Source organism: Sorangium sp. So ce1036 (assembly GCF_051369805.1).
GTDB lineage: Bacteria > Myxococcota_A > Polyangia > Polyangiales > Polyangiaceae > Sorangium > Sorangium cellulosum_F.
In genome coordinates this window covers 6395356-6420874 of record NZ_JBBMOX010000001.1, presented here as the reverse complement: position 1 = coordinate 6420874, position 25519 = coordinate 6395356, and the positions used below count along the sequence as shown (strand labels likewise).

The 25519-nt window shown below is 75.4% G+C and carries 20 protein-coding genes; 11 read left to right on the top strand and 9 right to left on the bottom strand.

Annotated features, from left to right (window positions below):
• Positions 1–55: 55 nt before the first annotated feature.
• The 4 genes from WMF31_RS24155 to WMF31_RS24140 form a co-directional block, all read right to left on the bottom strand.
• The gene (locus WMF31_RS24155) at positions 56–4207 is read right to left on the bottom strand and encodes a UvrD-helicase domain-containing protein (RefSeq protein ID WP_436604195.1); all 4152 of its coding nucleotides are present in this window, start codon (positions 4205–4207) and stop codon (positions 56–58) included.
• Complete coding sequence (locus WMF31_RS24150) at positions 4204–7314, bottom strand: PD-(D/E)XK nuclease family protein (protein ID WP_436604194.1); 3111 nt, start codon at positions 7312–7314, stop codon at positions 4204–4206. The genes WMF31_RS24155 and WMF31_RS24150 overlap by 4 nt, the downstream gene beginning before the upstream one ends.
• 486 nt (positions 7315–7800) lie before the next feature.
• Positions 7801–8625: an SRPBCC family protein gene (locus WMF31_RS24145; RefSeq protein WP_436604193.1), complete on the bottom strand. Its 825-nt coding sequence runs from the start codon at positions 8623–8625 to the stop codon at positions 7801–7803.
• 158 nt (positions 8626–8783) lie between these two features.
• Positions 8784–9353, bottom strand: a complete 570-nt coding sequence (locus WMF31_RS24140) for a bactofilin family protein (RefSeq protein ID WP_436604192.1) — start codon at positions 9351–9353, stop codon at positions 8784–8786.
• Between the two features lie 275 nt (positions 9354–9628).
• Here WMF31_RS24140 and WMF31_RS24135 point away from each other — a divergent pair, with 275 nt between their 5' ends.
• The gene (locus tag WMF31_RS24135) at positions 9629–11212 is read left to right on the top strand and encodes a hypothetical protein (RefSeq protein ID WP_436604191.1); all 1584 of its coding nucleotides are present in this window, start codon (positions 9629–9631) and stop codon (positions 11210–11212) included.
• 51 nt (positions 11213–11263) lie between these two features.
• Here the strand turns inward: WMF31_RS24135 and WMF31_RS24130 are convergent, their stop codons facing one another.
• On the bottom strand, positions 11264–11839 hold the full coding sequence (locus tag WMF31_RS24130; protein ID WP_436604190.1) for a DUF99 family protein: 576 nt from the start codon (positions 11837–11839) through the stop codon (positions 11264–11266).
• Positions 11840–11896: 57 nt separating this feature from the next.
• Between WMF31_RS24130 and WMF31_RS24125 the strand changes: the two genes are divergently transcribed.
• On the top strand, positions 11897–12598 hold the full coding sequence (locus WMF31_RS24125) for a hypothetical protein (protein ID WP_436604189.1): 702 nt from the start codon (positions 11897–11899) through the stop codon (positions 12596–12598).
• A 31-nt stretch (positions 12599–12629) separates the two neighbouring features.
• Here WMF31_RS24125 and WMF31_RS24120 read toward each other — a convergent pair whose 3' ends face one another.
• Positions 12630–13604 (bottom strand): COX15/CtaA family protein, encoded by a 975-nt coding sequence (locus tag WMF31_RS24120; protein WP_436604188.1) that lies wholly within the window; start codon positions 13602–13604, stop codon positions 12630–12632.
• Between the two features lie 187 nt (positions 13605–13791).
• Between WMF31_RS24120 and WMF31_RS24115 the strand changes: the two genes are divergently transcribed.
• From WMF31_RS24115 to WMF31_RS24085, 7 genes are all read left to right on the top strand, one after another.
• Positions 13792–14940, top strand: a complete 1149-nt coding sequence (locus WMF31_RS24115; protein WP_436604187.1) for a diguanylate cyclase — start codon at positions 13792–13794, stop codon at positions 14938–14940.
• A gap of 21 nt (positions 14941–14961) precedes the next feature.
• Positions 14962–16416, top strand: coding sequence for a sigma-54-dependent transcriptional regulator (locus WMF31_RS24110; protein WP_436604186.1), 1455 nt, complete (start codon positions 14962–14964; stop codon positions 16414–16416).
• Between the two features lie 55 nt (positions 16417–16471).
• Positions 16472–17863, top strand: a complete 1392-nt coding sequence (locus WMF31_RS24105; RefSeq protein ID WP_436604185.1) for a TolC family protein — start codon at positions 16472–16474, stop codon at positions 17861–17863.
• Positions 17864–18093: 230 nt separating this feature from the next.
• On the top strand, positions 18094–18879 hold the full coding sequence (locus tag WMF31_RS24100; RefSeq protein WP_436604184.1) for a cytochrome c biogenesis protein: 786 nt from the start codon (positions 18094–18096) through the stop codon (positions 18877–18879).
• Positions 18880–18883: 4 nt separating this feature from the next.
• Positions 18884–19162 (top strand): CcmD family protein, encoded by a 279-nt coding sequence (locus WMF31_RS24095; protein ID WP_436604183.1) that lies wholly within the window; start codon positions 18884–18886, stop codon positions 19160–19162.
• Entirely contained in the window at positions 19162–19305 is a 144-nt protein-coding gene (locus WMF31_RS24090) for a hypothetical protein (RefSeq protein WP_165373172.1), read from the top strand. The genes WMF31_RS24095 and WMF31_RS24090 overlap by 1 nt, the downstream gene beginning before the upstream one ends.
• Positions 19306–19383: 78 nt before the next feature.
• On the top strand, positions 19384–20526 hold the full coding sequence (locus WMF31_RS24085) for an acyl-CoA dehydrogenase family protein (RefSeq protein WP_436604182.1): 1143 nt from the start codon (positions 19384–19386) through the stop codon (positions 20524–20526).
• Between the two features lie 160 nt (positions 20527–20686).
• On the opposite strand, the gene WMF31_RS24080 is transcribed toward WMF31_RS24085, so the two are convergent.
• Entirely contained in the window at positions 20687–21652 is a 966-nt protein-coding gene (locus WMF31_RS24080; protein WP_436604181.1) for an FHA domain-containing protein, read from the bottom strand.
• A 262-nt stretch (positions 21653–21914) separates the two neighbouring features.
• On the bottom strand, positions 21915–22064 hold the full coding sequence (locus WMF31_RS24075) for a hypothetical protein (protein ID WP_165373173.1): 150 nt from the start codon (positions 22062–22064) through the stop codon (positions 21915–21917).
• A gap of 383 nt (positions 22065–22447) precedes the next feature.
• On the opposite strand from WMF31_RS24075, the gene WMF31_RS24070 reads away from it, so the two are divergent.
• Both WMF31_RS24070 and WMF31_RS24065 read left to right on the top strand, forming a co-directional pair.
• Positions 22448–23656: a protein phosphatase 2C domain-containing protein gene (locus WMF31_RS24070; protein ID WP_436604180.1), complete on the top strand. Its 1209-nt coding sequence runs from the start codon at positions 22448–22450 to the stop codon at positions 23654–23656.
• Positions 23657–23672: 16 nt separating this feature from the next.
• Positions 23673–24347, top strand: coding sequence for a pseudouridine synthase (locus WMF31_RS24065; RefSeq protein ID WP_436604179.1), 675 nt, complete (start codon positions 23673–23675; stop codon positions 24345–24347).
• Between the two features lie 33 nt (positions 24348–24380).
• Here the strand turns inward: WMF31_RS24065 and WMF31_RS24060 are convergent, their stop codons facing one another.
• Positions 24381–25496: a dipeptide epimerase gene (locus WMF31_RS24060; RefSeq protein ID WP_436604178.1), complete on the bottom strand. Its 1116-nt coding sequence runs from the start codon at positions 25494–25496 to the stop codon at positions 24381–24383.
• Between the last annotated feature and the right edge of the window lie 23 nt (positions 25497–25519).

Genomic DNA, 25519 nt, shown 5'->3' with positions numbered 1-25519 from the left:
GGCGTCGGTACCGGCCCGCATCGCTCCATCCATCGACGACGCCGTCCGCGGCCGGCTAGCCGTGGCACGCCCGTACGAACCCGCAGCGCAGCCGGCGGCACGTGTCGATCGGCGCCCCGTCGAACCGGCCCTCGCCCGTCGCCTCGGAGAGGCGCTCCGCGAGCCGGGCGAGCTCGAGCTCGAACCGCGCGTGCTCGTCGTCGGCGATCGCCCCGCCCGGGCCCGAGGCCGCGAGCCACGCGGGCTCCTCGGCCGCGCCGAGGAACAGCACACCCGCGCGGACCGGGCGGTCCGGGTGGCGCCGCCTCAGCGCGAGCGCGGCGGCGCGCAGGCGGAGCTCGTAGGGCGCGAGATCGGCCCGCGGCCGCGCGCGCTTGTACTCGATCACGTCGACGGAGTCGCCCGGGTGCAGCACCGCGCAGTCGATCGCGAGGGACAGCGCGAGCGCCGCGCCCCGCCGCTGCCCGGCCCTGGGGGCAGGGGGCTCCACGGCCAGCACGAGCGCCTCCTCGCGGACGAGCGTGGCCTCCTGGTCCCGCACCCGCTGCGCGTACGGACCCGAGAGGAAGCGGGCGATGCCCTCCGCGGCGCGCAGCGCGTCCGGGCTGCGCGGCGAGAGCCCCTCGAAGGCGAGCCGCGCGAGGACGTCCGCGGCGTCCGTCGGCTCCCCCCAGCGCGCGCGCGGCCAGCGCTGGAGCACCCGGTGGGCTGCGCGGCCGGGGGGGCGCGGGTCCGCGCCGTCCTCGAGCTCGACCCGCTCCTCGCCCGGCAGCTCGGGCGGGCCCTCGACGTCGAACAGCCCGAGCTGGCCCTCGCCGGCGGGCTCGCCGATGCCGAGGAGGTGCCGGAGGCGGAAGCGGCGCGCGCACCCCTGGAACGCGGCGAGCGACGCGGCCGCGATCCGCACGGTCTCTGCGCGCGCGGGCGAGGGCGACGGCGCGGCCCGGGGGACCGGCGCGGCGCGCTCGTACGCGTCGGTGCCAGGCGCGGGCGGCCTCGCCTCCGCGAGCAGCGCGCGGGCGTCGAGCGTGGCGCCGATCGTGGCCGCGAGCGGGACGTCGGCGGCCGTCGCCGCCGGCGCAGGCCGGGGCGCGGCGTCCGCGGCGCCGTCCGGCGCAGAGGGCGGCCCGGCGTCCGGCGCAGGCCGGGGCGCGGCGTCCGCGGCGCCGTCCGGCGCGGGGCGCGGCCCGGCGTCCGCGGCGCCCTTCAACGTGAGCCACGCCGAGCCGCTCCGCGGCCTGGCCGCGGTCCCGACGAGCACGAGCTCGCGGCGGGCGCGGGTGATCGCGACGTACGTGAGCCGCTGCCGCTCCGCGCGCTCCCGCGCCCGCACCTCGGCGCGCGCCGCCTGGAGCGCGGGCGTGCTGATGGGCAACGACGGCCCGAGCGCCGACGCCTCGGCGTCGTAAAGCGAGCCCGCGCGCGCCGGCCGGTCGCCGCGCCGCGCGTAGTGACGCACGAGCAGCGCGGCAGGGCGGTCGCCCGCGGCGGGGACGTAGCTCAGGCCGGGCTGCGCCGCGCGGGGCTCCGCGTTCAGATCCAGGAGCACCACGGCCGTGAAGTCGAGCCCCTTGCTGGCGTGGATTGTCGTGAGCCGCACGGCGTCGTCCTCGGGCGAGAAGACGGCGGCCTCGGGCTCGTCCGCGTCGTCGCGGATGCGGCGCTCGAGCCACCGGACGAAGCTCGCGAGCGAGCCCCCGCGCCGGCGGGCGATGGAGATGAGGCGATCGACGTTGCCGAGCCGGGCCTGGGCGCGGGGGAGCGCGGCGAGCACGCGGTCGAGGTCGAAGGCGGAGACCGCGGCGCGGATCGCCTCGCCGGGCGTGGCGCGGAGCGCGGCGCGGCGCACGCCCGAGAAGCGGGCGCGGAACGCCTCGAGCCGCTCGCGATCGGCCGCGGAGAGCCGCGCGAGCGCGGGGAGGGGGGGCGCGTCGCCGGGCTCGGCGCCGTCCGGCGCGCGGCCCCCGTGCGCGGCGGCGGCGCTCGGCCAGCGGCCGAGGAGCGGGACCGTGAGGCCCCGGCCCGGCGGCGCGAGGATCGCGAGCGCCGTGTCCGAGAGCGCCACCACCGGGCCGCGGAGCACGGCGGCGAGCGCCAGGCGGTCGCGCGGATCGAGCAGCAGGCGGAGGATCGCGGCCACGTCGCGGATCTCGGCCGCGTCGAAGAGCGCGCGGCCCGCGACGACGTACGGCACCTCGAGCCGGGCGAGGGCGAGCTCGACGAGCGGGAGCGTGCTCCGGCGCCGGGCGAGCACGGCGACGTCGCGGAAGCGCAGATCGCCGCCCGCGGGGCGCTCCCCCGCGTCGCCGCCCCCGTCGGCGCGCGCGCCGCGCACGCGCCGCGCGATGTAGGCGGCGGCGATCAGCGCCTCGCGCAGCGGTCCGCTCGCGTCCCGGACGAGGGCGTCGACCCCGTCGGGGGCGCCGCCGTCGTCGGCGATGAGCACGACCTCGGTCGGGCCCTGCGCGGCGCCGCCCCGCACCGGCGCGGCGACGAGGTGCTCCGCCGCGCTGTAGGCGATCTCGAACTCGCGCAGCGCAGGCCCCGCCGCAGCGGCGCCGTCGCGCTCGTCGCGCGCCTCGCCCGCGCCCCCCGCCGGCGCCGCGGGGGCGCGATCCTGGGCGAAGTCGCGCGCCGAGAACGCGTTGATGAACGCGAGCAGCTCGGGCGTCGACCGGCGGCTCTCGCGGAGCGCCACGAAGTCCGCGCTCGGATCCGGGGACCACAGCGAGGGCGCGAGCTCGAGCGCGCGGCCCGCGGCGGCGCCCGCGAGCTCCGCGCAGACGCGGCAGAAGATCGAGACGTCGGCCCCGCGGAAGCCGTAGATCGACTGCTTGCGATCGCCGACCAGAAACAGCCCGTGCCCCCACAGGCCGGCCGCCGCGGGGGCGACGCCCGGAGGGCGCGCGAGGGCGGCGTCGCCCCGCTCGCGCAGGAGGTAGACGAGATCGCGCTGCACCGCGCTCGTGTCCTGGAACTCGTCGACGAGCAGCACGTCCACGGACTCGCGCACCGAGGCGCCGATCGCCGGGTCGTCGCGCAGGCCGTCGCGCGCGGCGCGCAGGAGATCCCCGAAGCCGAGGCCGCCCTCGGTGCGGCGGATGACCGCGAGGCGCTCGCGGATCTCCTCCAGCAGATCGAGGACCCGCGCCTCGACGCCCGACAGCGCGGGCGCCTCGCGGAGGAAGGCGACGAGGTGCTGCGCCTTGTCCCGGAGGGTGTCGCCCGGCAGCGCCTCGCGGAAGGCGAGGAGCGCCTCGTCGGCCGGCGTGCACTTGCTCTTGTGCGGCTTGCGCTGCGTCAGGAGCTCGACGAGCGCCGCGCCCGCCTCGCGGGCGGGGAACGGCGCGCCGGGGCCCTCGCGGCCGAGCGCCGCGGCGAGGGCGGAGGCCGGCCCGCGGAACGCGGCGTTGCCGAGCGCCGCGCTGTCGGCCGCGAGCCGGTGGAGCTCCCGCGAGAGCGCGCGGGCCTCGGCGGCGTGATCCGAGAGGGCGAGCCTCCGCGGCGTGAGCCCGTCCTCGTCGAGCCGGTCGAGCAGCCGCGTGACCTCGCGCCGCGCCGCCTCCACGCCGCCCGTGGCAGCGACGAGCGCGCGCGCCGCCTCGGCGCGCTCGCCCCCCTCGGCGAGCGCGCGGCTCAGCGCCTCGTCGACCGCGAGATCGCTGAGCGCCTGCGCCTCCTCCTCGTCGAGGATCCGGGCGGAAGGCGAGAGCCCCATCGCGATCGCGTGCCGATCCACGATCTGCTTGGCCACGCCGTGGAGCGTGTCGATGCGCGCGGCGGGGAGGCGGGCGAGCGCGTCATCCGCGCGCCGCCTGAGCTCGGCGAGCGGCGGCGCCGCGCCGCCGCCCGGCCCGGGCGAGCCCGCGACGGCCCGCTGCCGCGCGCGCAGGATGTCGGCGAAGGGGATCTCCGCCTCGCCGTCCCAGCGGGCGATCTCCCGGAGCGAGCGCTCGATGCGGTGGGCGATCTCGCGCGCCGCGGCGCGCGAGAACGTCGTCGCGACGATGCGGTCGGGCGCCACGGGCGGCCCGGCGGTCGCGGCGTCGGGCTGGCCGAGCGACGTGAGGCCGAGCGCGAGCAGGACGTAGAGCGCCGTGAGGCGGTGGGTCTTGCCCGTGCCCGCGCTCGCGGCGACCACGACGTTGCGCCGGAAGGCGTAGATGAGCGCGTCGCCGTCGGCGAACGCGGCCGCGGCGGAGCTCACGCGATCTCCTCCGCGGCCTCGTCGGTCGGCACGACCGCGGGGCGCCGGCACACGTCGCGCGCGTCGCAGCGCGCGCACAGCGTCGGCTGCGCGGGCCGCGGCGCGGCGCGGCCCTGCCAGAGCGCGACGACCGCCGCCCGCGCCGCGCGCGCGGCCTCGGCCCAGCCCTCGGCGAGCGCGCGCTGGTCCTCGTCCGAGCGCGGCCACAGCTCGACGAGCCCGCGCTGGCGCACGCCGACGTAGACGGCGCGCACCTCCTCCGCGCCCAGCGCGCGCGCCGCGATGGCGCTGTAGAGCGGCAGCTGGAGCGCGCGCCGCCGCTCCCTGGCCTCGGGGAGCCTGCCGGTCTTGTAGTCGACGACCCGCACGACGCGCTGGTCGGTCGAGCGATCGATCCGGTCGATCTGGCCGTCGACCCACAGGCTCGGCGCGGGGTCCGCGCCCCCCTCGTCGTCCGAGGGGGGCAGCTCGAGCGGCCGCCACGGGCGCGGCTCGCCGGCGCCGAAGCGCCGCTCGGCCAGGAAGAAGCGGAGCTCCGGCGAGGTCGCGTCCTCCCCATCGAGGGTCCGGACCACGACCGCCATGACGTCCGCGATCGCCTTCTCGACCGCCTCGCGGCGGAGCGGGGCCATGGGCGCGGAGAGGCCGAGCGCCGCCTCGGCCGCCGCGCGCGCCGCGGCGAGCAGCTCGGCCGGATCGCGGTCCGGGCCGAGCTCGCGCAGCGCCTCGAACGACGCCTGCAGGGCGCGGTGGATCAGCGTGCCGCGCTCGCGCGCGTCGGCCGACTCGGCGAGGTCCTCGGCGCGGCGCACGTGCAGCACGCGGCGGGCGAACGCCGCGAAGGCGCAGCCCACGGCGCGCTCGATGTGGGTCACCGCGATCGGCCGGTCGGGGTGCGCCCCGCCGATCGCGGCCCGGAGCTGCGCCCCGAGCGCGGGGTCCTCGTCCAGGGCGACGCGCCCCGTGTGCGGATCGATCGGCGCGCGCGGGTCGAGGAAGAAGTCCGCGCGGGCGCGCTCGATCCGCGCCCGCTCCGCGATGTCCGGCGCCGGCCGCGCGCCGCCGGCGAGGGCGATGAGCTCCGCGTCGCGCGGCGCGAGCACCGCCGCGTCCGGGGCGACGCGCGAGGCGGGCTCCGTCCGCTGCCGGGCGCCGGCCGAGGCGGCGGCCGCGAAGACCGGGTGGGGCTCGTTCGGCTCGCTGTCGTCCCCGCGCGTGAAGCAGAGGGCGACGCTCCGGGCGCCGGCGAGCGCCCAGGCGAGCTCCGCGCGCCCGGCCGCCTGCCGCTCGCGCGCCGACGCCGGGCGGCTCGGCGCGGGCAGCCGGGCGCGCAGCGCCTCGACGAGCAGGCCCTCGTCCGCGCCCGGGCCGCCGCCGTAGGCGCGCGCGTCGAGCCCGGTCACCACCACGAGGTCGTGATCGAGCGCCGTGAAGCCGGCGGCCACGTCGACGCGCACGGCGCCGGCGCGGCCCGCGTCGCCGCGCGGCCCCGCGCCCTGCTCGGCCGCGGCGCGCTCGAGCTCCGCGAGGACCTCCGCCACGGTGGCGGGGCGCTCCTCGCAGCCGAGGTCGCGGGCCGCCCGCGCGAGCGCCTCGGCCTGCTCGCGGACCGCGCGCGCCGCCCGCGCGCCCTGGCCCATCGCCTCGAGGGCGATCGCGCCGGCGCCCCGCCGCTCGCCGCGCAGCGCGGCGCGGAGCTCCTCGACCCCGGGCTCCCCGAAGCCCAGCTTGTCGAGCAGCGACAGGAAGCGCCGCACGATCTCGGGCCGCGTCGTCGCCTCGCCGATCCAGCGCGCGCTGGCGAGCAGCCGCTCGAGCGCGTGCGGCATCCAGGCCTCGTCGTCGTCGCGGTGCGCGTCGCCCGCGCGGGCGGGCGCCTCCATGCCGAGGTCGAGCTCGGCCTCGGGCGGCGCCTCCCGCCCGACCGCCCGCGGCGGGCCCGCGCGGCGGGCGGCGACGACGGTGAGGAGGGCGTCGATGAGCAGGCGGCCCGTGCGATCCACCTCGACCGGGACGTCGCGCAGCCGGTGGGCGAGGTCGACGGCGCGCCGCTCCGCGTCGGCGGCGGAGGCGCGGTCCATCCAGGCGCCGGCGTGGACCCCGGGCGCGCGCAGGATCTCGATCGCCTGCTCGCGGCGCACCGGGCCCACGGCGAGGCGGAGGATCGCGAGCGCGACGCGCCCGTCGGGGCAGCCCGCGGCGGAGCGGCCGCGCGGCTCCGAGAAGCGGACGCCCGCGTCGGCCAGCGCGGCCCGGAGCGGCTCGAGCGCGGCGTCGTCGAGCGCGGGGACGACGACGGCGATCCGCTCGGGGGGGGTGCCGCGGCCTAGCGCCGCGGCGACCTCGGCCGCGGCGGCGCGCGCCTCGCCCTCCGGGGTCCTCGCGCTGATCGCGGCGAGCGGCTCCGCGTCGCCGCCGGGGATCCAGGCGATCTCCGGCGCGTCCTCGAGCGACGCCCAGCGGCGTTCCAGGAGGTCGGCGAGCGGCGCCGCGTCGTCACCCGCGAGGGCGGGCAGCTCGACCGTCACGCCGCGGCCGCCCGCGGCGCGGACCGCGGCGTGGAGCGCCTCGACCCAGGCGAGATCGTCGGGCTCCCAGGCGACCGCGCCGCGGATCGCGACCTCGCGCGGCAGCGGCAGCGCGCCGGACGGGCCGGCGGCGCGGAGCGCCCGCGCGAGCAGGGAGCCCGCGCAGCGCGGGTCCACGAGGCGCGCCGCCCGCAGCGCGGCGTCCGCCCGCTCGAGGACGTCGGCGAGCGCGCTCGCGGAGGAGGCGCCGAGCGCCCGCAGGTCCGCCGGGGTGGTGCCGGCGTGGCGCAGGCTCCCGACGGCGCGGTCGAAGGCGTGCGCGAGCGCGACGCGCGCGGCCGGCTCGGCCGGCTGCCGCAGCCGGCCCGGCGGCAGCGCGTCGAGCGCGAGCCGCGTGGCGAGGCGGGTGGCCTGCGGGCTCGCGATGGCGACATCCGGCGCCAGCACCGCGAGCGCCTCGGAGACGAAGCTCCACCGTGAACGGATTTCCTGGCCTGCGGCGCGCGCATCACGTGCCGCGGCGAGCTCGCGCTCGACGTGCCGTTCGGTCGGGACGATGAGGAGCGAAGTCCTGGTCACCACCGCGAGACGGCCGGGGGCCGCTCCTGGGCAGCGCGCGCCGGTGCGCCTGAGTGCTCATCCGGCAAGGGAAACCTCACCGGGGACGCTTTACTTCATGCATCCGTCCCCTCGCAACCTCCGCCGGGCACATGGCATGTTGATTAAGCCCCCGCGGAATGTGGGAATTCCTGTGGGAAGATCGGAAAGCGTGTTGAAAACCTGGCTGAGGAGGAGGGCCGTCCGGGCCGCGAGCCTCTCCAGGACCGCGTGATTGCACGCGAGGCGGCGAGTCGACGCACGCCCAGGGCGAACCGTGGTTCTCAACAGCCTCAGCGGTGCTGTGCGGCAGTGCGCCGGCGATGGAGCTTTGCGGCGGGGATCGTGGTCGGGCTCTGCGGCGAGCCTTGGAGGGGGAAACGCGCAGCGATGGTTCGGGAGGCGCCTGAGCGCCTGGAGCGAAGCGGTTGCCTATCGGGAGGCGCCCGAGCGCCTGGAGCGAAGCGGCTACCGGCTCGCCATGTCCTCGTGCCGGCGGACGCGGTCGTCGCTGGTCGGCTTACCCGCCGGTGTTTCGGCCGCCGCCGTCGGGCGCTGCTCGCTGCCCGGTGCGGCCGGGGCGGAGCGGCCCGGGGCCGTGGCGGGCGCGGGGGCGCTCTCGGCGGGGCGCGCTGATCCGCTGGAGGCGGCGGAGGCCGAGGGGGTCGAGCGCGCGCGCGCAGGCGCCGCGGCCTGCGCGCGATCGCGCACCGCGGTCACGGCCTTCTCGGCCGCCCTGACGAGCTGCGCGGTGACGGCCGAGGGGGGGAAGGGGAGCTTCGGGTCGACGAGGAGCTCGAGCTTCAGGATGGTGTGGTGTTCATCGACGGCGCGGAGCCGCCAGCGGGCGCGGAAGTCGGCGACGTTGCCGCGCTTGAAGCGGCCGGAGATCACCTCGTCGGCGCCGTCCCGGGTGGGCGGCGACATGTCGGCGACGGTCCAGATGCGCGCGGCGCCGTGCAGGATCGGCACCTGGAGATAGACCTCGCTCCTGCCCTTGCGCTTCGCGAGCACGCGGCTCTGGTCAAAGGGGCGGAGGAACGACTTGTAGCTGCCGTACGCGGTGACGATCTTCCGGACGGCCGGGAGGGGGGCTTTCACGAGGATCGCCGCGCCGCCGGTGTCGATCGCGGAGGCCGGGCCCGTGGTCTTCAGCGTGTAGCGGAGCGCTTTCCCGAGCGCCGCGAGCTTCTCCGACTCGGCATCGGCGGCGCGGGCCGGGCGCGGCGAGAGCGACAGGGCCAGGACGGCGAGCGAGAAGGCGATCAGGGACAGGGTCCACGGCTTTTTCATGGGCTCTCCTGCGCGAGCGGCGTCCGTCGATGGGGGCCACGGCGCGCGCGTGCGCCTCGGGCATCAAGGACGCGACCTCCCACCATGGTACTCGCTGCGCGCGGGGCCGCACGCCTGCACATTACAGAAATCGTGCGCTGGTCGGCGGAGGTCGGAATTCAGCGCTCGACGTCGGAGCGCTTCGCGGCTGCCCCGCGCTGCGCGGCAGCGCCGCCGTCCTCGGCGGCCCTGGCGCTCTGCCCGCCGGCATCGGCGTCGGGCTCGGGGGGCGCCGTGGGCGGGCGCACGGAGCGCTCCCCGGGCTCCTCGTCGAGAGGGGCCATCTTGCACGAGCCGTCGAACTGCACGCCGCGATCGATGAAGATGGCGGGCGCGTGCAGGGCGCCGGTCACCTTCGAGGGGGCGTAGAGCTCGATGGCATCGCGGGCGCGGATGCTCGCCTGGACCTCGCCGCCGGTGACGATGCACGTCACGACGTGGATCTCTCCGATCACGAGCGCGCCCTCGCCGATGACGAGCACGTCTTCGCCGCGGATCTCGCCGCGGAAGCTGCCGTCGATGCGCACCCTGCCCTCGAAGAAGAGCTTGCCCTCGAAATGCGTGCCGCGGCCCAGGAGGGCGTTGATCTCGGTGGGACGCTGGCCGCCCGCGTCCTCGCCGCGGGGGCTACCGGGGGATCGCGCCGAGAGGGGCGAGTCCTTGTCGCCCGGGAAGGGGGTCGGCTCCATGGCCCGATGGCTTACTTCAGCCATCGTCACATTCGCAACGGGGGCGCGCGTCAGCCGGGTAACGCGTCACGCCGGTATGGGTGAAATTTATCAATGTTTTCGATTGCTTGTGCGTGATCCGGCGCGGGGTACGTTTTCTGCAGAGGCAGAGGAGGCGGGCCGAGCAGCTTTCCCGGTGCGGCGATGTGCCGGGCGACACGCGAAGCGCGGGCGGGCCCTGGGCCGAGCGCGCGGTGGGCGGTGAGGGTCCGAGGCGATCAGGAGAGGGAGTGGAGATGAGGTTTCGATCGTTGCTTGTGGCTGCCGGTGTTCTGGGCATCGTCTCGGTGGCGTCCGCGCAGGCGCCGTCCGAGCCGCCGAAGGCTCCGCCCGCCGAGCCGGCTCCGCCAGCCGAGCAAGCGCCGCCCGCTCCTGCGCCCCCGGCTCCGGGCGCACCTGCCGCGCCGGGGGCTCCTGCTGCGCCCGCCGCCGCGCCGGGGGCTCCCGGTGCGCCCGCTGCGTCGGGGGCTCCCGGTGCGCCCGCTGCGTCGGGGGCTCCTGCTGCGCCCGCTGCGTCGGGGGCTCCCGGTGCGCCCGCCGCCCCGGGCGCGCCTGCTGCTGCGCCCGCCGCTGCGCCGGGGGCTCCTGCTGCGCCCGCTGCCCCGGACGCGCCGTCTGCACCTGCCGCCCCCGCCGGAACCGCGGGCGCGCCCCCTGTTCAGCCCGCGCCGTCCGCCACGGGGGCGCTGGCGTCGAGCGCTGGCGCCGCCGCCTCGCCTGCGGCCAAGCTGAGCCCGGCGACCGGCGCCGACACGCTGCTCGAGGAGGACGAAGCGACGGACCTGCGCTGGCGCGGCTCGACGTTCACCTGGAACCAGGGCGGCACCACGACCCTCTTCGGCGTCGGCCGCGACAACATCGGCGGCGAGGACGAGTTCTACGGCTGGGACTTCACCCTGCGGCCGAACTACTACCTGCTCGACCTCCCCAAGGACAAGGTGACGGTGAACGCCGAGATCGGCTGGGTCACCGAGCTCACGAACAGCAACACCACGGCCTATTACCGCGAGCCGCAGCTCAAGGACACGGGGCTCGGCGTCCGGTACCGCCGCGAGCTCTGGCGAGGCGGCGGCGTGACCAGGGACGAGTACAAGACCGAGGCGGCCGTGGGGCTGCGCGTGCTCCTCCCGACGTCGCCGACGAGCTGGAACTCCGGGAAATACTTCGCCCTCTCGCTTGGGCCGCAGATCATCCAGAAGATCAAGCTGCTCGGCTCCAAGGCCGACGGGCTCGGCCACGTGACGGCGACGCTCGGCGTGACCTACGCCCACCTGTTCGCGGAGTCGTATGTGCCCGTGAACGACGACATCAAGCGCATGCGGGTGCTCGCGAGCAGCCAGTCGACGCGCACCGAGTCGGTGTTCGACGACCAGCTGCGCGGGGCATCCCACGACATGGATCGGCTGACCACGCGCCTCGTGCTCGATCTGCCGCTCTACAAGGATCTCTCCCTGGGGATGGGGTTCGCGATGATCAGCCGGTTCAAGCACGAGTTCGAGGACGAGTGCGTCGCGCTCGCGACCGGTTGCTCCGAGGTCCGCTCTCCTCCCAATCCGGCGACGTACTTCGTGGATACGGAGTTCGATGTCCACGTGAGCCACCCGGTCTACGGGGTGGTCGACGTCGCGCTCGGGTACAGCAACCTGAGCCCTCAGCTCGGCGAGGATGGCCAGCGCAGGACCATGGTCTACAGCCCTGGCGCCCAGTTCTATCTCGACATCACCGCCAACCTCGACGCCATCTATGCGAAGGTCACCGGCCGCGGCGAGAAGAAGGACAAGCCCGAGATGGCGCGCGCTGGGGGCCAGCGACACCTCTAGAGCGACGCCTGTACCGGAGGGGGGGAGCCCGCTCGTGGAGCCGGCGCGCCCTCACGCGCGCCCGCGGCTCTCGCCGGTGGCCAGCCCGCCGGCGATGAGGTGCGCCGCGCGCAGCGGCTCGGGCAGGCGGCCGTGCACCGACAGCCGCGAGATCAGCGCGCCCGCATCTTCCAGCGAGATGCCGGCGCGCTGCACGTACACGCCGGCGACGGGCTCCATCGGGCCGGCGCGCTCGATGAGCGCCCACTTGCGGCGTCCTCCCCGGACGCGCGAGAGCAGCGCGTCGCGGATCGCCGGAAGGTCGGGGAGGCGCCGCGCCACGACCACGACCGGGAGGGCGAGGGCGTCGTGCAGCGCCGCGATGTCGACCACGTTGAACCCCGCCACCGCGATGCCCTGGAGCAGGACCACCTGCGCCTGGGCGTAGAAGCGGCAGCCGGAGATCATCGCGGCGATGGCCGCCGTGGCGTTGCGCCCGTCGCGACGGACACGGGTGGAGAGCACGCCCTCGAGGCGCAGGCCCGCGAAGACCGCCCCGACGACGGGCACGTCGCCGCGGTGCTCGCGGGCGAACGGCGCGTCGTCGACGCCGATGACGTGGGAGAAGCGGGCGGGGCGCGATGGCACGCGGCGAGCTTAACGCGCTGCCGTCTTCTCCAGGCCAGGCGGTCGTGCTGTACTGCCATGGTGCGACCTCCCCGGCAGATCCCTCTGGTCCTCTCGCTGGCGCTCGCCCTCACCCCGTCGCTCGCCCCGGCGCAGAGCTCGTCCGGCGCCGCCCCGAAGCCCGCGCCGGCGCCCGCGAACGCCGCCCCGCGCGCGCCGGCGGCGACGGGCGCGCCCCGCGCCGGCGACGCCGGCCAGCTCCAGGCGCCCTCGCAGCGGCCCGCCCCCGCGCGCAAGCCGGCGCGCAAGCCGAAGCAGAAAGACGCGCCGCCGGACACCGGGCGGCCGCTCGCCACCTTCCCCGGCTTCCGCGTGCTCCCGACCGGGGGCTCGCGCGTGTTCGTGCAGATCCACGGCGGCAAGGTGGACGTGTCCGAGTCGAAGGCCGAAGGGCGGCTCGTCTATCGCATGAAGGGGACAGGGGCGATCCAGACCAACCGCTTCCCGCTCGTCACCGCGTTCTTCCCGACCCCGGTGACCCGGGTGCAGCTCGTCGCCCAGGGCGACGATCTCGACATGGTGATCGACCTGCGCGCGCCGTCCGCCGCGACGTACCAGGTCATCGAGACCGAGCAGGGGAGCGTGCTCCAGGTCGACTTCCCCCCGGCCGTCCCCGAGCAGCGCGCCGCGCCGCAGGCTGCGGGGCAGCCAGAGCGCGCGGTCCCCCGCGCGCTCTCGCAGCCGCCCGAGGACGACGGCGGGGCCGCGGCCGAGCTCTAGGTCCCGCGCCTCCCACGCCGCCGCGCCGCGCTCACCCCGAGGTCGCGATCGCCTCGCGCTGCGCCCCCTCGCCGCGCGGGCCGGAGGTCACGGCCGAGGCCGGCTCGCCCAGCGCCGCCGCGGCGAGCGTCACGAGCGCCATCCACAGGAGATCGGCGAGCAGGAGGTGGACGAGCTGCAGCCACACCGGCGCGAGCAAGAGCAGGTTGACGACCCCCGCGCCCATCTGCAGGAGCACGAGCCCCGCGGTCGCCGTCGAGAGCCGCTCGACCAGGGGGGAGCGGCGCCGGGCGGCGATGGCCCCGCGCGCGAAGAGCAGGTAGACGCTCACGATCGTCGCGGCGATCGGGTGCAGCACGCGCAGCTGGACCAGGAAGTGCGCGGTGGGCGCGAAGTCCTGGGCGATGCCCTCGCGGAGCGAGCCCGCCGCGAAGAGCGTGTCGCCGAGCGCCGCGATGGCGCCGGTGACGCCCACCACGAGGACCCCGAGGAGCGCGGCGCCGACCAGCGCGCCCGCCGCGCCCTGGCCGCGCAGGCGCACGCGCCGGCCCCCGAGCCCGAAGTAGAGCGTGCAGGTCATGGCGCCCACGAGCAGGAACGTGTTGATGAGGTGCACGGCCATCCAGAGCGCGCGGGCCGCCGACGCGTCGTGGGCGACATACTCGAGCAGGACGATCCCGGCGCCGACCGCCGCCTCGGTGATCATGAGCACCATCGAGGCGGCCGCGCCGCCCCGCGCCGGATGACCCGCCGGGAAGGCGCGGAGCGCCCAGACGAGCTGCAGGCCGACGAGCAGGAACGCGATGCCCGAGGTGATCCGGTGCGTGTACTCGATGAAGGTGGCCACGCTCGGGGCGCGGGGGATGACGTCGCCGTTGCATGTCGGCCAGTGGCTGCCGCAGCCGGCCCCCGAGCCGGTCGCGCGCACGAACGCGCCCCACAGGATCACGCCCAGCGTGAACGTCAGCGCGAAGGCCGAGAGCTTCCAGAACCGCGCCTGGGTCATGAGGGCTCCTTACCGCGAAACCCGCGCGACGGCAGCCTGCGCGCGGCCGGCAACGCGCGCGCGACCTGCGGGGGCGCGCGGCGGGGCGCGCGGCCGGTCCGCGGGGGCGGGCCGCGTCGCCGCGCGATCCCCCGCGTCGCCGCGCGATCCCGTTGCGCCCGGCCCCGCCCGAAGGGAGGATGGGCCCGTGCCGATCAACGAGGACAATCGAGGCGCTCTGCCCGCTGTGCCGGTCGAGCTCGTGAGCGCCCGTCCGGCCAGGATCGTGGTCGCGGACGACGACCGGATCGCGCGCCAGATGCTGGTGAGCATGCTCCAGAAGGCCGGCTTCGTGGTCGACGCGGTGGACGACGGCCAGGAGGCGATCGAGCTCATCGGGCGCGGCGGCGTCGACCTCGCGCTGCTCGACATCGTGATGCCCCGGCTCTCGGGCCTCGAAGCGTGCAGGCTCCTCAAGAGCATGACCTCCGAGGCGTTCCTCCCCGTGGTGCTGGTCACGGCGAAGACCGACACGGCGAGCCGCGTCGAGGGGCTCAAGATCGGCGCCGACGACTACGTCTGCAAGCCGTTCGAGGAGGAGGAGCTCCTCGCGCGCGTCGGGGCGATGCTGCGGATCAAGCGGCTGCACGACCACGTGGCGGCGCAGCGCGCGTACCTGGAGCAGCTCTCGATCCACGACGAGATGACGGGGCTCTACAACTACCGCTACCTCTTCACGCGGCTGAACGAGGAGTTCAAGCGCGCCGAGCGGTACCACGAGCCGTTCGCCTGCGTGCTCGTCGACATCGACCGGCTGAAGGCGCTGAACGACGTCGGGGGGCGCGCGCTCGGCGACGCCGTGATCCGGCGCGTGTCCGAGGGGATCCGCCGCTCGGTCCGCGAGGTGGACGTGGTGGCGCGCTACGGCGGCGAGGAGTTCCTCGTGGTCCTGCCGAGCACGCACTTCGCCGGCTCGCTGACGGTCGCCGAGCGGATCTGGCGCGAGGCCGCCGGCAACCCGGTCGAGTACGGCGGCTCCGCGCGGCCGTTCTCGGTGTCGATCGGCGTGGCGCTCTACCCCTCGCGCGACGTGCGCACGAAGGACGCGCTGATCCGCGCCGCCGAGAGCGCGCTCCACCAGGCGAAGCGCGAGGGCGGCAACCGGATCTGCGTCTTCCAGCAGCACGGCCAGATCTACACCCCCGCCGGGAGCGCCGAGCCGGGCGCCCCGCTGCTCTCCGGCAAGCGCCGGCGGCCGAGCGACCCCACGTTCGTCGCGGCCCCGGAGGAGCCGAGGGAGCCGCCGTCGCGGCGGAGCGGAGAGTTCCAGCCCTTCCCGCTGCGCAAGCCGCTCTAGGCGCGCGCGTCGCACCGCCCCGTGAACGCCGCCGCTCGCGCCCGCATCCTCATCGTCGACGACGAGCCCTCGCAGCGTCGCGGCCTGGCGCGCGCCCTCGTGCGCGACTTCGAGGTCCTCACCGCGGAGGACGGCCCCGCGGCGCTCGGGCTGCTCGCGACCACCCACGTCGACGCGGTGCTGCTCGATCTCGCCATGCCGCGCATGAGCGGCGCCGAGGTGCTCGACCGGATCCGGTCGGCGCACCCCGACCTCGAGGTCGTGGTGATGGCCGGCCACGGCGAGCTCGACGCCGCGATCGCGGCCGTGCGCGCCGGCGCGTTCGCGTTCGTGACGCGGCCCCTCGATCCGGAGGCGGCGGCGGCGATCGCGCTGGAGCGCGCCGTCGAGCGCCGGCGGCTGCTCGCCCGCGCGAGGGCCCTCGAGGAGCGGGTCAGCCTGCACGAGCAGCTCGGCGAGGTCATCGCCAGCTCCGCGGCGATGCAGGAGGCCTACCGCAAGGCGATCGGCGTCTCGGCCCTGGACGCGCCCGTCCTGCTCTCGGGCGAGCCCGGGACGGGCAAGGAGCTCCTTGCGCGCGCCGTCCACCGGCGAGGGCCGCGCGCCGAGCGGCCGTTCGTCGCCGTCGATTGCAGCGCGCTCCCGGAGGCGCGCGTCGAGGACGAGCTCTTCGGCCAGGATCGCGAGGCGCCCCCGGACGGGCGCGCCGGCGCGGGCCTGATCGAGGCGGCGGACCAGGGCACGCTGTTCCTCGAGGAGGTCTCGGCGCTGCCGCTCGCGGCCCAGGCGAGGCTGCTCCGGGTCCTCACGCACGGCGAGATCGCGAGGGCAGGGGGCGGCGAGCCGCGGCGCAGCGACGCGCGCGTCATCGCGTCGACCAGCGTCGACCTCCGGGAGCGCGTCGCCTCCGGCCGCTTCCGGGAGGATCTCTACTACCGGCTCGGCGTCATCCTCATCGAGCTGCCGCCGCTGCGGCGGCGCAGGGAGGACATCGCGCTGCTCGCGAGCCATTTCCTGCGCCGGTGCGCGCTCCGGCACGGGCGCGACGTCACGCGGATCGGCCCCGAGGCGGCGCGCCTCCTGCGCGAGCACGCCTGGCCGGGCAACGCGCGCGAGCTCGCGAGCGCGATCGAGCACGCGGTCATCTCGGCGCGGGGCGAGGCGATCCTGCCCGCGGATCTGCCGTCGTCCGTGTCGGGGCGCCCCGAGCCGGAGCGGCGCCCTCCCAGGGACGCGGTCGTGCTGCCCGCGGAGATCTGCGAGCTCCCGTACGCGGCGGCCAAGGAGCGCGCCGTGGATGCGTTCGAGCAGATCTACCTCGGACGCGTGCTGCAGCGGGCGGGCAACAACCTCAGCGAGGCGGCGCGGCGGGCGGGCATGGATCGATCGAATTTCCGGAGGCTCAAGAAAAAGGTCGAATCGAGGGGGAACGAGGGGCAGGACGGGTCGGGGTCGGGGGGAGAGGACGCGGCCTGATGCGCGCCGCGCGCCGCGCAAGCGCGCCGCCGGCTCGTGCTACGTTGCGCCGAAAATGGCCCGACGCGCTGCACGTGGTGCCCTGATCGCCGCCGCTGTCTCCCTCGCGGTCCGGCTCGCCCCCTCTCCCGCCGCCGCCGACGAGACCGGCGGCGCCCCGCCGCGCCGCGCGGCGGCGGTCCTCGATCTCCCCCGCATCCTCGCGCTCGCCGACCGGAACCACCCGCACATCGCCGCTGCCCGCGCGAAGCTGAGCCAGGTCCGCGCGCAGCTCGACGAGGCCCGCTACGCGCCGTTCTCGCAGTTCAAGCTGACGGGCGGCGTCGCGCTCGCGCCGACGGTCCGCGGCAACAACGTCTTCAGCCCGAACACCGACGTCTCGCTCACCTCGAGCCTGGGCGTCGCGTGGCGCGCGAACATCGACGGCGTGGTGCCCCTCTGGACGTTCGGCAAGATCACGAACCTCTGGAGCGCCGCCGAGGCGAACGTGCGGGTGAACCAGGCGAACGTCGAGAAGGAGCGGGACGCGGTGCGGCTCGACGTCCGCAAGGCCTACTTCGGCCTCCAGCTCGCGCGCGACTCGCGCAGCCTGCTCGTGGACGTGCGGGGCGAGCTGGACAGGGCGCTCCGGCGCCTGGAGGAGCAGGTCGAGGACGACGAGGGCGACCCGATCGAGCTCCTCAAGCTCCAGACGTTCGCGGCCGAGCTCGAGGCGCGCGGGGCGGAGGTCGAGAAGTTCATCTCGGTCGCGCTGGCGGGGCTCAGGTTCTACACGGGCGTCGCGGATCTCGACATCCCCGACGCCCCCATCCGCCCGCCGGCGCACCGGCTCGGGCACATCACCCGGTACCTGACGGCGGCGCGCCTGTACCGGCCGGAGCTCGCGCAGGCGCGCGCCGGCCTCGACGCGCGGTCCGCGCAGGTGCGGCTCGCGCGCGCCCAGCTGTTCCCCGACATCGGCCTCGGCCTGCAGGTCGGGGTGAGCGCCGCGCCCGAGGTCGCGGATCAGCTCAACCCGTTCACCAGCGATCCGGGCAACTACTTCCGCTACGGCGCCGCGCTCGTGCTGCAGTGGAAGCTCGATCTGCTCCCGCAGTCGGCGCGCATCCGCTTCGCCGAGGCGCAGCTCGAGGAGATGGCCGCGACGCAGCGCTTCGCCATGGGCGGGGTCGCGACCGAGGTCGAGACCGCCTACGCCGAGGTCGTGGAGGCGCAGAAGCGCCTCGACGCCTACACCAAGGCGGCGAAGTACGGCAAGCGGTGGCTCGTGATGGTGCAGCAGGGGATCGACGTCGGGACGATGGCGGAGAAGGACCTGATCGACCCAGCCAAGGCGTACGCCATGAACCGCTTCAACCAGCTGAACGCGACGATGGAGCTCGACATGGCGATGTCGCGCCTCGCGAAGGCGACCGGCTGGGACGCGATCGCGCCGGACGGCATGTAGTCGCCGTCGCCCATGATCGTCCCCACCTCGGCGCCGCGGGCCCCGGAGGGGGCTCGTCGCGCGGTCGACGCGGGCCAGCATCCCGGCAGGGTCTCGGACGCTCGGCGCGCGCGCTGGCCCGAGGGCGCGCGGCGAGCGCGAGCGAGGGGGCCGCCTCGCCCGCATCCCGGGGGGATCGCGCCGCGTCGCCTTGAACGCGCCCGGGCTTGGCATTACGGTGGCGCGCCAGCATGGGAGCCGATGACGGGCAGGCGCTGCGCAGAGCGGCTTTGGCGGCGGACGGTGGGGCGGCGCGGCCCGGCGCGCGCGGCGCCTCCGGGGCGTCCACGGTCGTGTTCTCGGTCCTGCTCGCGGCGACCGCCGTCGCCATCCTCGGCACGCTCCACTTCGTCGCCTACGTCGTGCCGACGGAGGCCTCGATGGGGATCGTGCAGAAGATCTTCTACTTCCACGCCCCCGCCGGGTACGCGATGTACCTGGGCGCGGCCGCCTGCTTCGTCGGCTCCGCCGGCTACCTCGCGCGCGGCACCCAGTGGTGGGACTCGCTGGCGAAGTCCGGCGCGCAGGTCGCCGTGGCGATGGGGCTCATCGTCCTCATCACCGGTCCGCTCTGGGCCGCCAAGGCCTGGGGCGTGTACTGGACGTGGGACCCGCGGCTGACCACCTCGCTGCTCAGCGTCCTCGTCTACATCGCTTACGTCGTGCTCCGGGCCTTCACCGGCGACAGCCACGCCGAGCGCAAGTTCGCCGCGGCCCTCGGCGTCCTCGGCGCGGCCAACCTGCCGATCATCCATTATTCGGTGCGGATGTGGGGGGGGAACCACCCGACGGTCATCACGCGCGGCGGCGGCGGCCTCGGGCACCCTGACATGAAGCTGGCGCTCGGCCTCGGCTTCCTCTCGTTCACCTTGCTCGCCGTCGTGCTCCTGTGGTCGCGCCTCCGCGTCGATCTCGCCTCCGCGCGGCTCGCGGAGGTCGAGCAAGAGGCCATCGAAGCCGGGATCGGAGAGGACTGAGAACGTGAATTCCCATCAATCCCTGTTCGCTCACGCGGCCATGCAGCAGCCGACGGGCACCCTGTCCGACGACCGGGCGCAGGCCTTCCGCCCCGTGGAGGGCGGGAACGAGCTCCAGAGCGGAGAGAAGCTGCTCGTCGAGGCGTACGCGGCCATCTGGATCATCATCTTCGCGATGATCTTCCTCTCGTGGCGCCGGCAGAAGCAGATCGACCAGCGCATCGACGCGCTCGAGGCCGCCGTGCAGAAGGCCCGGGCCGGCGCGGGCCAGGGGACGAGCTGATGCCCAACCTCGGGGAGATGACCCCGCAGCACGCGCTCTACATCCCCGTGGTGCTGATGCTGGGGCTGATCGTCGGCTACATCCTGGGCAGCCGCGCCGTGCGCGCCGAGCTGGAACGACGTAAGCGCAGAATGAAGGAGTGACGGGGCGCGAGCCCCCGACCCGCGTTGCCGGCGGGCGCGGCGAGCGCCGTGCCCCGCCCTCATTGCAGGAGGTCCAAGGTGGTCGATTTCTCTGTGAGCGAAGAGCACAAGGCTCTCATCGATACGGCGCGCCGCTTCACGAAGGAGCGCATCATCCCGATCGCGGCCGAGTGCGATCAGAAATCGTACTTCCCGATGGATCTCTTCAAGGAGGCCTGGGAGCTCGGCCTCGTCAACCCGACCTGCCCGGCCGAGTACGGCGGCCCGGGGATGGGCGAGCTCGAGAACGCCATCCTCGCCGAGGAGCTCGCGTACGGCTGCACCGGTATCCAGACGAGCTTCCTCGCGAACGGGCTCGCGCTCACGCCCGTCAAGCTCGCCGGCAACGAGGAGCAGAAGAAGAAGTACCTCGGCATGCTCACGGCCGAGCCGATCATGGCGAGCTACTGCACGAGCGAGCCGGACGCGGGCAGCGACGTCGCCGGGCTCAAGACCCGCTTCGCGAAGCACGGGGACGACTACGTGCTGAACGGGCAGAAGTGCTGGATCACGAACGCGAGCTACGCGCGCTTCTACGTGATCTTCGCGACCTCGAACCCGGATCTCCGGCACAAGGGGATCGCGGCGTTCATCGTCGACCGCGACACCCCCGGCGTCCGCGTCGGCAAGAAGGAGGACAAGCTCGGCCAGCGGGCGAGCGATACGGCCCAGGTGTTCCTCGAGGACGTGAAGGTGTCGAAGCAGAACCTGCTCGCGCCGGAGGGGCACGGCTTCAAGCTCGCGATGGAGACCTTCAACCAGACCCGCCCCGACATCGGCGCGGCGGCGACGGGCCTGATGCGCCGCTGCCTCGACGAGTGCGTCGCTTACGCCAAGGAGCGCAAGGCGTTCGGCCAGCCGATCGGCAACCACCAGCTCGTCCAGTGGATGCTGGCGGAGATGGCGATCCGCGCCGAGGGGACGCGCCTCCTGTACCAGAAGGCCGCGTGGAACCTCGATCACGGCGTGCGCGACCCGATCGTCTCGAGCTTCGCGAAGGCCTACGGCGCCGACAGCGCGATGCAGACCGCGGTCGATGCCGTCCAGGTGTTCGGCGGCAACGGTTACGTGAAGGAGTACCCCGTCGAGAAGCTGATGCGCGACGCCAAGGTCCTCCAGATCTACGAGGGGACGAGCCAGATCCAGCGCATCGTCATCGCCCGCCAGCTGCTGTCCGACTAGAGCGGCGGTCGCCCGCTTCGGATACGGGCCCACCTCGGCGTTTTCGGTGCTCGGCGTACGTGAGTACGCCTGCGCGCCGAAAACGCCGATCTGGGCCCGTCTCCTGTGCGGGCGACCGCCGCTCTGCGGCGCCTGGATTCAGCCTGGATTCAGCCTGGATTCAGGTCTGGGGGTGCCAGATCAGCGTCAGCTCGGGGCCCAGCGTGAGGGCCAGGCCCTCGGCGGGCACCATCACCCGGCGGACCTTCTGGCCAGCGTACCTCGTCCCGTTCGTCGAGCAGAGATCGAGCGCCATGATCTCGGTGCCGTCGCGCAGCAGCAAGAGGTGCGTCCGCGAGATGTGCGTGCTCAGGACGGCCCGCAGCCCGCGATCCAGGCAGTTGTCGGCGCGGCCCAGGAGCACGCCGTCGTCGAGCGCCTTCTCGGGCAGCTCCACCGCGGCGCTGCGCTCGCTCGACTGGAGCGTGAGCCGCACGTACCCCGTCTTCGCCCGCGGCGCCCCCATCTCCTCGATGTGCGAGACGGGCCGCACCGACGTGATGTGCGAGATCTCTCCGCGGGTGAAGCGGTGGCTGGTCGTGATGCCCTCGGTGAGCGCCGGCGGCGCGGCGCCCTCGAGCGCGGGCCGCTCCGAGACGCTCTCGAGGCTGCGCGGCGGCTCGCTCATCCCGCACGAGCTCACCTGCAACACCCTCGACGAGGAGCGCGAGCCGACGGGGAGCCCGCCGACCACGTGCTTGCCGATGCGCACGAGCAGAGGGCCGCTGACCACGATCGACCGCCGCGGCACGTCGTCGTCCACGAAGAACGGGATCGAGGTCTGCAGATCCATGAGGCGCAGGCCGAAGCCGCCGTCGCCGAGGTTGCAGCAGGTGGCGACGAGGTGGCGGACGCACACGTCGTCGCCCGGCGCGAATTTCACGTCGCAGCGCGGGTGCGAGCCGAAGACGGCGTACGCGCCGCTGTTCGCGGGCAGGTCCAGCCACGCGACGTCGCCGCCCGACACGCGGAACAGGCGATACCCCTCGGTCATCGGCGACTCCGGCGGGTTCAACGCCATCACCGCCTCGGCGGTCGACAGGGCGCGCCGCATCGTCGCGACGTCGATCCTCGGTTGCGCCATCATCGCGCGCTCCTGGCCCTGCGCGACGCCGCGCCCGGGGTCGCTCGCCGCGTCGGCCCGCCGGGCTCGGGCGTGGATGGCGGAATCGCTGCGCGTGCCTGCGGTGAATCCGCGGCGTGAGCGCGCGTCGTGAAGGGTAGACAGCAGCAAGGCATCATGCGGTCGAGCCGGATCCTACCGGAATTTTTCGTCTGGGGCTCTTTCGCTGCGCGCCCCGAATCTGCTGCGGCCGACGGGCTCGGGTCGAGTCGACGGGCTGTCGGGCTCAGCTCACGCCGACGCTGACCTCCGCGACCAGCTCGCCGCCCCAGCGCCAGAAGGCCACCGAGCGGCTGAACAGGAGGATGACCTCAAGCCCGAGCCCTCCGCCGAATTCGAGCCGAAATCGCCCGGCGTCCACTTGGATGAGTTGCATGCCCCCCGGGAGACGCGAGACTCGGGCCAACCGTGGATCCGTGCGCGTCGAACGCCGGTGTGTCCGCCGGGGGCACGCGCCCCGCGCCGTGCCCGGCGAGCAGGGCGCGCCGGCACACCCCGGCAACGGTTGCGCGATGCGTGCCGCCGCTCCCGAGAGGCACGGCGTCCGCGCATCCACGCCTGTGGCGCGGCGAAACCACGGACGAGCGGGGCGCGCGGGGCGAGCGGGACAAGCAGGGCAAGCGCAGCGAGCCGGGCGCGGGGGGCGAGCGGGACAAGCAGGGCGAGCGGAGCGAGCCGGACGCGCGGGGCGAGCGGGAGCGAGCAGTGCCGCAGGAACGTCCTTTTGACGTCGCCCCCACGCTGTCTATCCTGGTCGCGGTGTCCCGGATCCTCCCGCGCTTCGATTATCGCATCGAGTTCGCCGCATCGACGGACGTGGGCCTCGTTCGCCAGAGCAACGAGGACCGGATCCTCTGCTGCCCCGAGCTCGCCCTCTTCGCGATCGCCGACGGCATCGGCGGCCACGCCGCTGGCGAGATCGCCGCCCAGATCGCGGTCGACACGGTGCGCGAGGAGGTGCTCAGCCCGCCCGCGGCCGCCATCCTCGACGCGTACGTGGCCGACCCGAAGCTCGAGGCGCGCCGCGAGGTGCTCGCGCTGCTCCGCCGCGTGGCCGAGGCCGCGCACGCGGCCATCCTGGAGGCGGGCCGCGAGGAGCCGAGCCATCAGGGGATGGGCACCACCCTCGACTTCGTGGTGCTCGCGCACAGCCGGGCCTTCTTCGCCCACGCCGGAGACGGCCGCGCCTACCTCGTCCGGCCGACGACCACCGTGCAGCTCACGCAGGACCACGCCCTCTACGACACGCTCCGCGCGGCCGGCTCCCCGACCCCGGCCAGGAGGCCGCGCAAGAGCCCGCTCGTGAACGCGATCGGCCTCGCGGGCACGGTCGCCGTCGACACGCTGTTCGTCGATCTCTCGCGCGGCGATCGCATCCTCCTCTGCACCGACGGCGTGCACGGCGCGATCGAGAGCGAGGCGTCGCTCTCCCGCTTCTGCGCGAAGGGCGGCCCCGAGGACGTCGCGGCCGGCCTGCTCAAGCACGCGCGCGAGCGGGGAGGGCTCGACAACGCGAGCGCGATCGTGATCGACATCCTGGAGCGCTTCGTCAAGCGCGCGGACGACGCCGGCCCGTCCTCCCGCGATCTCTCGGCGCTCTCCGCGTGCCCGCTCCTCGCCGGCATGAGCCCGGCCGCGGTGCTCGGCGCGCTCGCGGCGGGCGTCGAGGTGGAGGTCAACCCGGGCGATCGCATCCCGCGCGACGTCGCGAGCGATCTCGTCGCCTACCTGGTGCTGGACGGCGTCGTGGATCTGCCCGACGGCGTCAGGATCGGCTCCTCCGGCCTGCTCTTCCCCGAGTCGCTCGTGGGCGCGCGGCGCAAGGGCGACCTGCCCGTGGCGGCGGCGCGCACGCGGCTCATCCGGATCCGCAAGGACGATTTCGTCGAGGTATGCGAGCACGACGCCGAGCTCGCGGCCGCCCTGTACCAGCGGCTCGCGCGGCACCTCGCCCTCGAGGCGGGCTGAGCGCCGTCCCCCTTCGATGCAGCTCCCCGTGCTCCACCTGGACGACCGCGTCGCGGCCTTCTCGAAGCCGTCGGGGCTGCTCGTGCACCGCGGCTGGGGCCGCGCGCCGGTCGTGTTCGTCGATCTCGCCGAGCGCGCGCTGGGCAGGAAGGTCTTCCCGGTCCACCGCCTCGACCGGGCGACGAGCGGCGTGCTGCTCGTCGCGCTCGACGCCGTCGCCGCCGCGCAGCTCGGCGCGCAGTTCGAGCAGGGCCTCGCGCGGAAGCGCTACCTCGCGCTCGTCCGCGGCGTGCCCCCCGAGCGCGGGTGCATCGACCACCCGATCCCGCGGCGCGAGGGGGGCCCGCGCGTCCCGGCCGTCACGGAGTTCGAGCTCCTCCACGCGCTCGAGCGGTACGCGGTGGTCGAGGCGCGCCCGCGCACGGGCCGCTTGCATCAGGTGCGGAGGCACCTCAAGCACATCAGCCACCCGATCATCGGCGACGTGAACTACGGCAAGGGGGAGCACAACCGCCTCTTCCGTGAGCGCTACGCGCTGCACCGCCTCGCGCTCCACGCGGCCGAGCTCGCCGTCGCCCACCCGGAGACGGGCGCCCCGCTGCGCGTCGCCGCGCCGCTGCCCGACGATCTGCGCGATCCGTTCGACCGGCTGGGCGTGCCGGCGTGGATCGGCGCGGCGCCCGCGGCGTGAGCGAGCGCCGCGTCGCCCGAGGCCCTCCCGGGCTCAGGGGGCGCCGCGCTGGCCGGCCGCCGGCCCGCGAGGGCCCGGGGCGACGCCGTGACCGGCGCGGATCCCGTCGAGCGAGAGCGCCGGGCCCGCCTGGGCGAAGCCGCCGTCGAAGGGGTTCTCGGCGAGGAACAGCGGCGTGTCGAGATCGACGAACGAGAACCCGCCGAGGCCGGCGGCGAGGCACGCGGACGTCGTCATCGCGAGCACGGACTCGACCATCCCGCCGATCATCAGCCCGAGCCCCGCCGCGCGGGCGACCGCCGCGATGTCGAGCGCCTCGGCGATGCCGCCCTTCATCAGCTTGATGTTGACCGTCGTCGCCGCGCGCTCCGCCGCGATGCGGAGGACGTCGCCGGCGCAGGTGACGCTCTCGTCGGCGGCCACGTCGACGCCGGCGCGGCGCGTGACCTCCTTCATGCCCTCCCAGTCGTCGCGCGGCACCGGCTGCTCCAGGAGCGCGACGGTCGCGCCGAGCCGGCGCGCGTGCGCGACGAGCGCGATGGCCTCGCCGGCCGTGAGCCCGCCGTTGCCGTCGAGGATCAGCGAGGCGCCCGGCGCCGCCGCGCAGATCGCCTCGAGCCGCGCGGCGTCCCACGCGGCGAGGCGGCCGCCGACCTTCACCTTGAGCGCGCGGAAGCCCATGACCCAGGCGCGCCGCGCGGCCTCCTCCGCGCGCTCCGGCGGGCCCGTGGTGATGGTGATGTCGGTCGTGAGCTCCGTCCCGGCGCCGCCGAAGAAGGCCCAGAGCGGCATGCCCGCGCGCCGCGTGAGCGCGTCGAGGATCGCCGTCTCGATCGCGCAGCGCGCCGCGCCCGCGCCGCCGCCCGCGGCCGCGCGGAGGGCGCCGGCGATGGCGCGCCACGCCCGCGCGTCCGCGCCCTCGGCGGCGCCGCGCAGCGAGAGGACGGCGGCGCGCGACGCGGCCTGCGTCTCGCCGTTGAACGCCGGGAGCGGCGCCGCCTCGCCGAAGCCGAGCGTCCCGTCGGCGAGCTCGACGGTGACGAGGAGGTTCTCCGCGCGCTCCTGGGCGCCGCCGGCGATGCCGAACGGCTCGTGCAGCGGGATGTCGAGCGCCTCGACCGAGACGCGCCGGATCAGGGTAGGGGACATGAGGGCCACCGGAGCCTTCGCAG

What these genes read in the sequence shown, in the direction of transcription:
- WMF31_RS24145 (WP_436604193.1), bottom strand. Translation starts at nt 8,625, where the DNA reads ATGAAAAAGCCGTGGACCCTGTCCCTGATCGCCTTCTCGCTCGCCGTC.
- WMF31_RS24140 (WP_436604192.1), bottom strand. Translation starts at nt 9,353, where the DNA reads ATGGAGCCGACCCCCTTCCCGGGCGACAAGGACTCGCCCCTCTCGGCG.
- WMF31_RS24135 (WP_436604191.1), top strand. Translation starts at nt 9,629, where the DNA reads ATGAGGTTTCGATCGTTGCTTGTGGCTGCCGGTGTTCTGGGCATCGTC.
- WMF31_RS24125 (WP_436604189.1), top strand. Translation starts at nt 11,897, where the DNA reads ATGGTGCGACCTCCCCGGCAGATCCCTCTGGTCCTCTCGCTGGCGCTC.
- WMF31_RS24120 (WP_436604188.1), bottom strand. Translation starts at nt 13,604, where the DNA reads ATGACCCAGGCGCGGTTCTGGAAGCTCTCGGCCTTCGCGCTGACGTTC.
- WMF31_RS24105 (WP_436604185.1), top strand. Translation starts at nt 16,472, where the DNA reads ATGGCCCGACGCGCTGCACGTGGTGCCCTGATCGCCGCCGCTGTCTCC.
- WMF31_RS24100 (WP_436604184.1), top strand. Translation starts at nt 18,094, where the DNA reads ATGGGAGCCGATGACGGGCAGGCGCTGCGCAGAGCGGCTTTGGCGGCG.
- WMF31_RS24090 (WP_165373172.1), top strand. Translation starts at nt 19,162, where the DNA reads ATGCCCAACCTCGGGGAGATGACCCCGCAGCACGCGCTCTACATCCCC.
- WMF31_RS24080 (WP_436604181.1), bottom strand. Translation starts at nt 21,652, where the DNA reads ATGATGGCGCAACCGAGGATCGACGTCGCGACGATGCGGCGCGCCCTG.
- WMF31_RS24075 (WP_165373173.1), bottom strand. Translation starts at nt 22,064, where the DNA reads ATGCAACTCATCCAAGTGGACGCCGGGCGATTTCGGCTCGAATTCGGC.
- WMF31_RS24065 (WP_436604179.1), top strand. Translation starts at nt 23,673, where the DNA reads ATGCAGCTCCCCGTGCTCCACCTGGACGACCGCGTCGCGGCCTTCTCG.
- WMF31_RS24060 (WP_436604178.1), bottom strand. Translation starts at nt 25,496, where the DNA reads ATGTCCCCTACCCTGATCCGGCGCGTCTCGGTCGAGGCGCTCGACATC.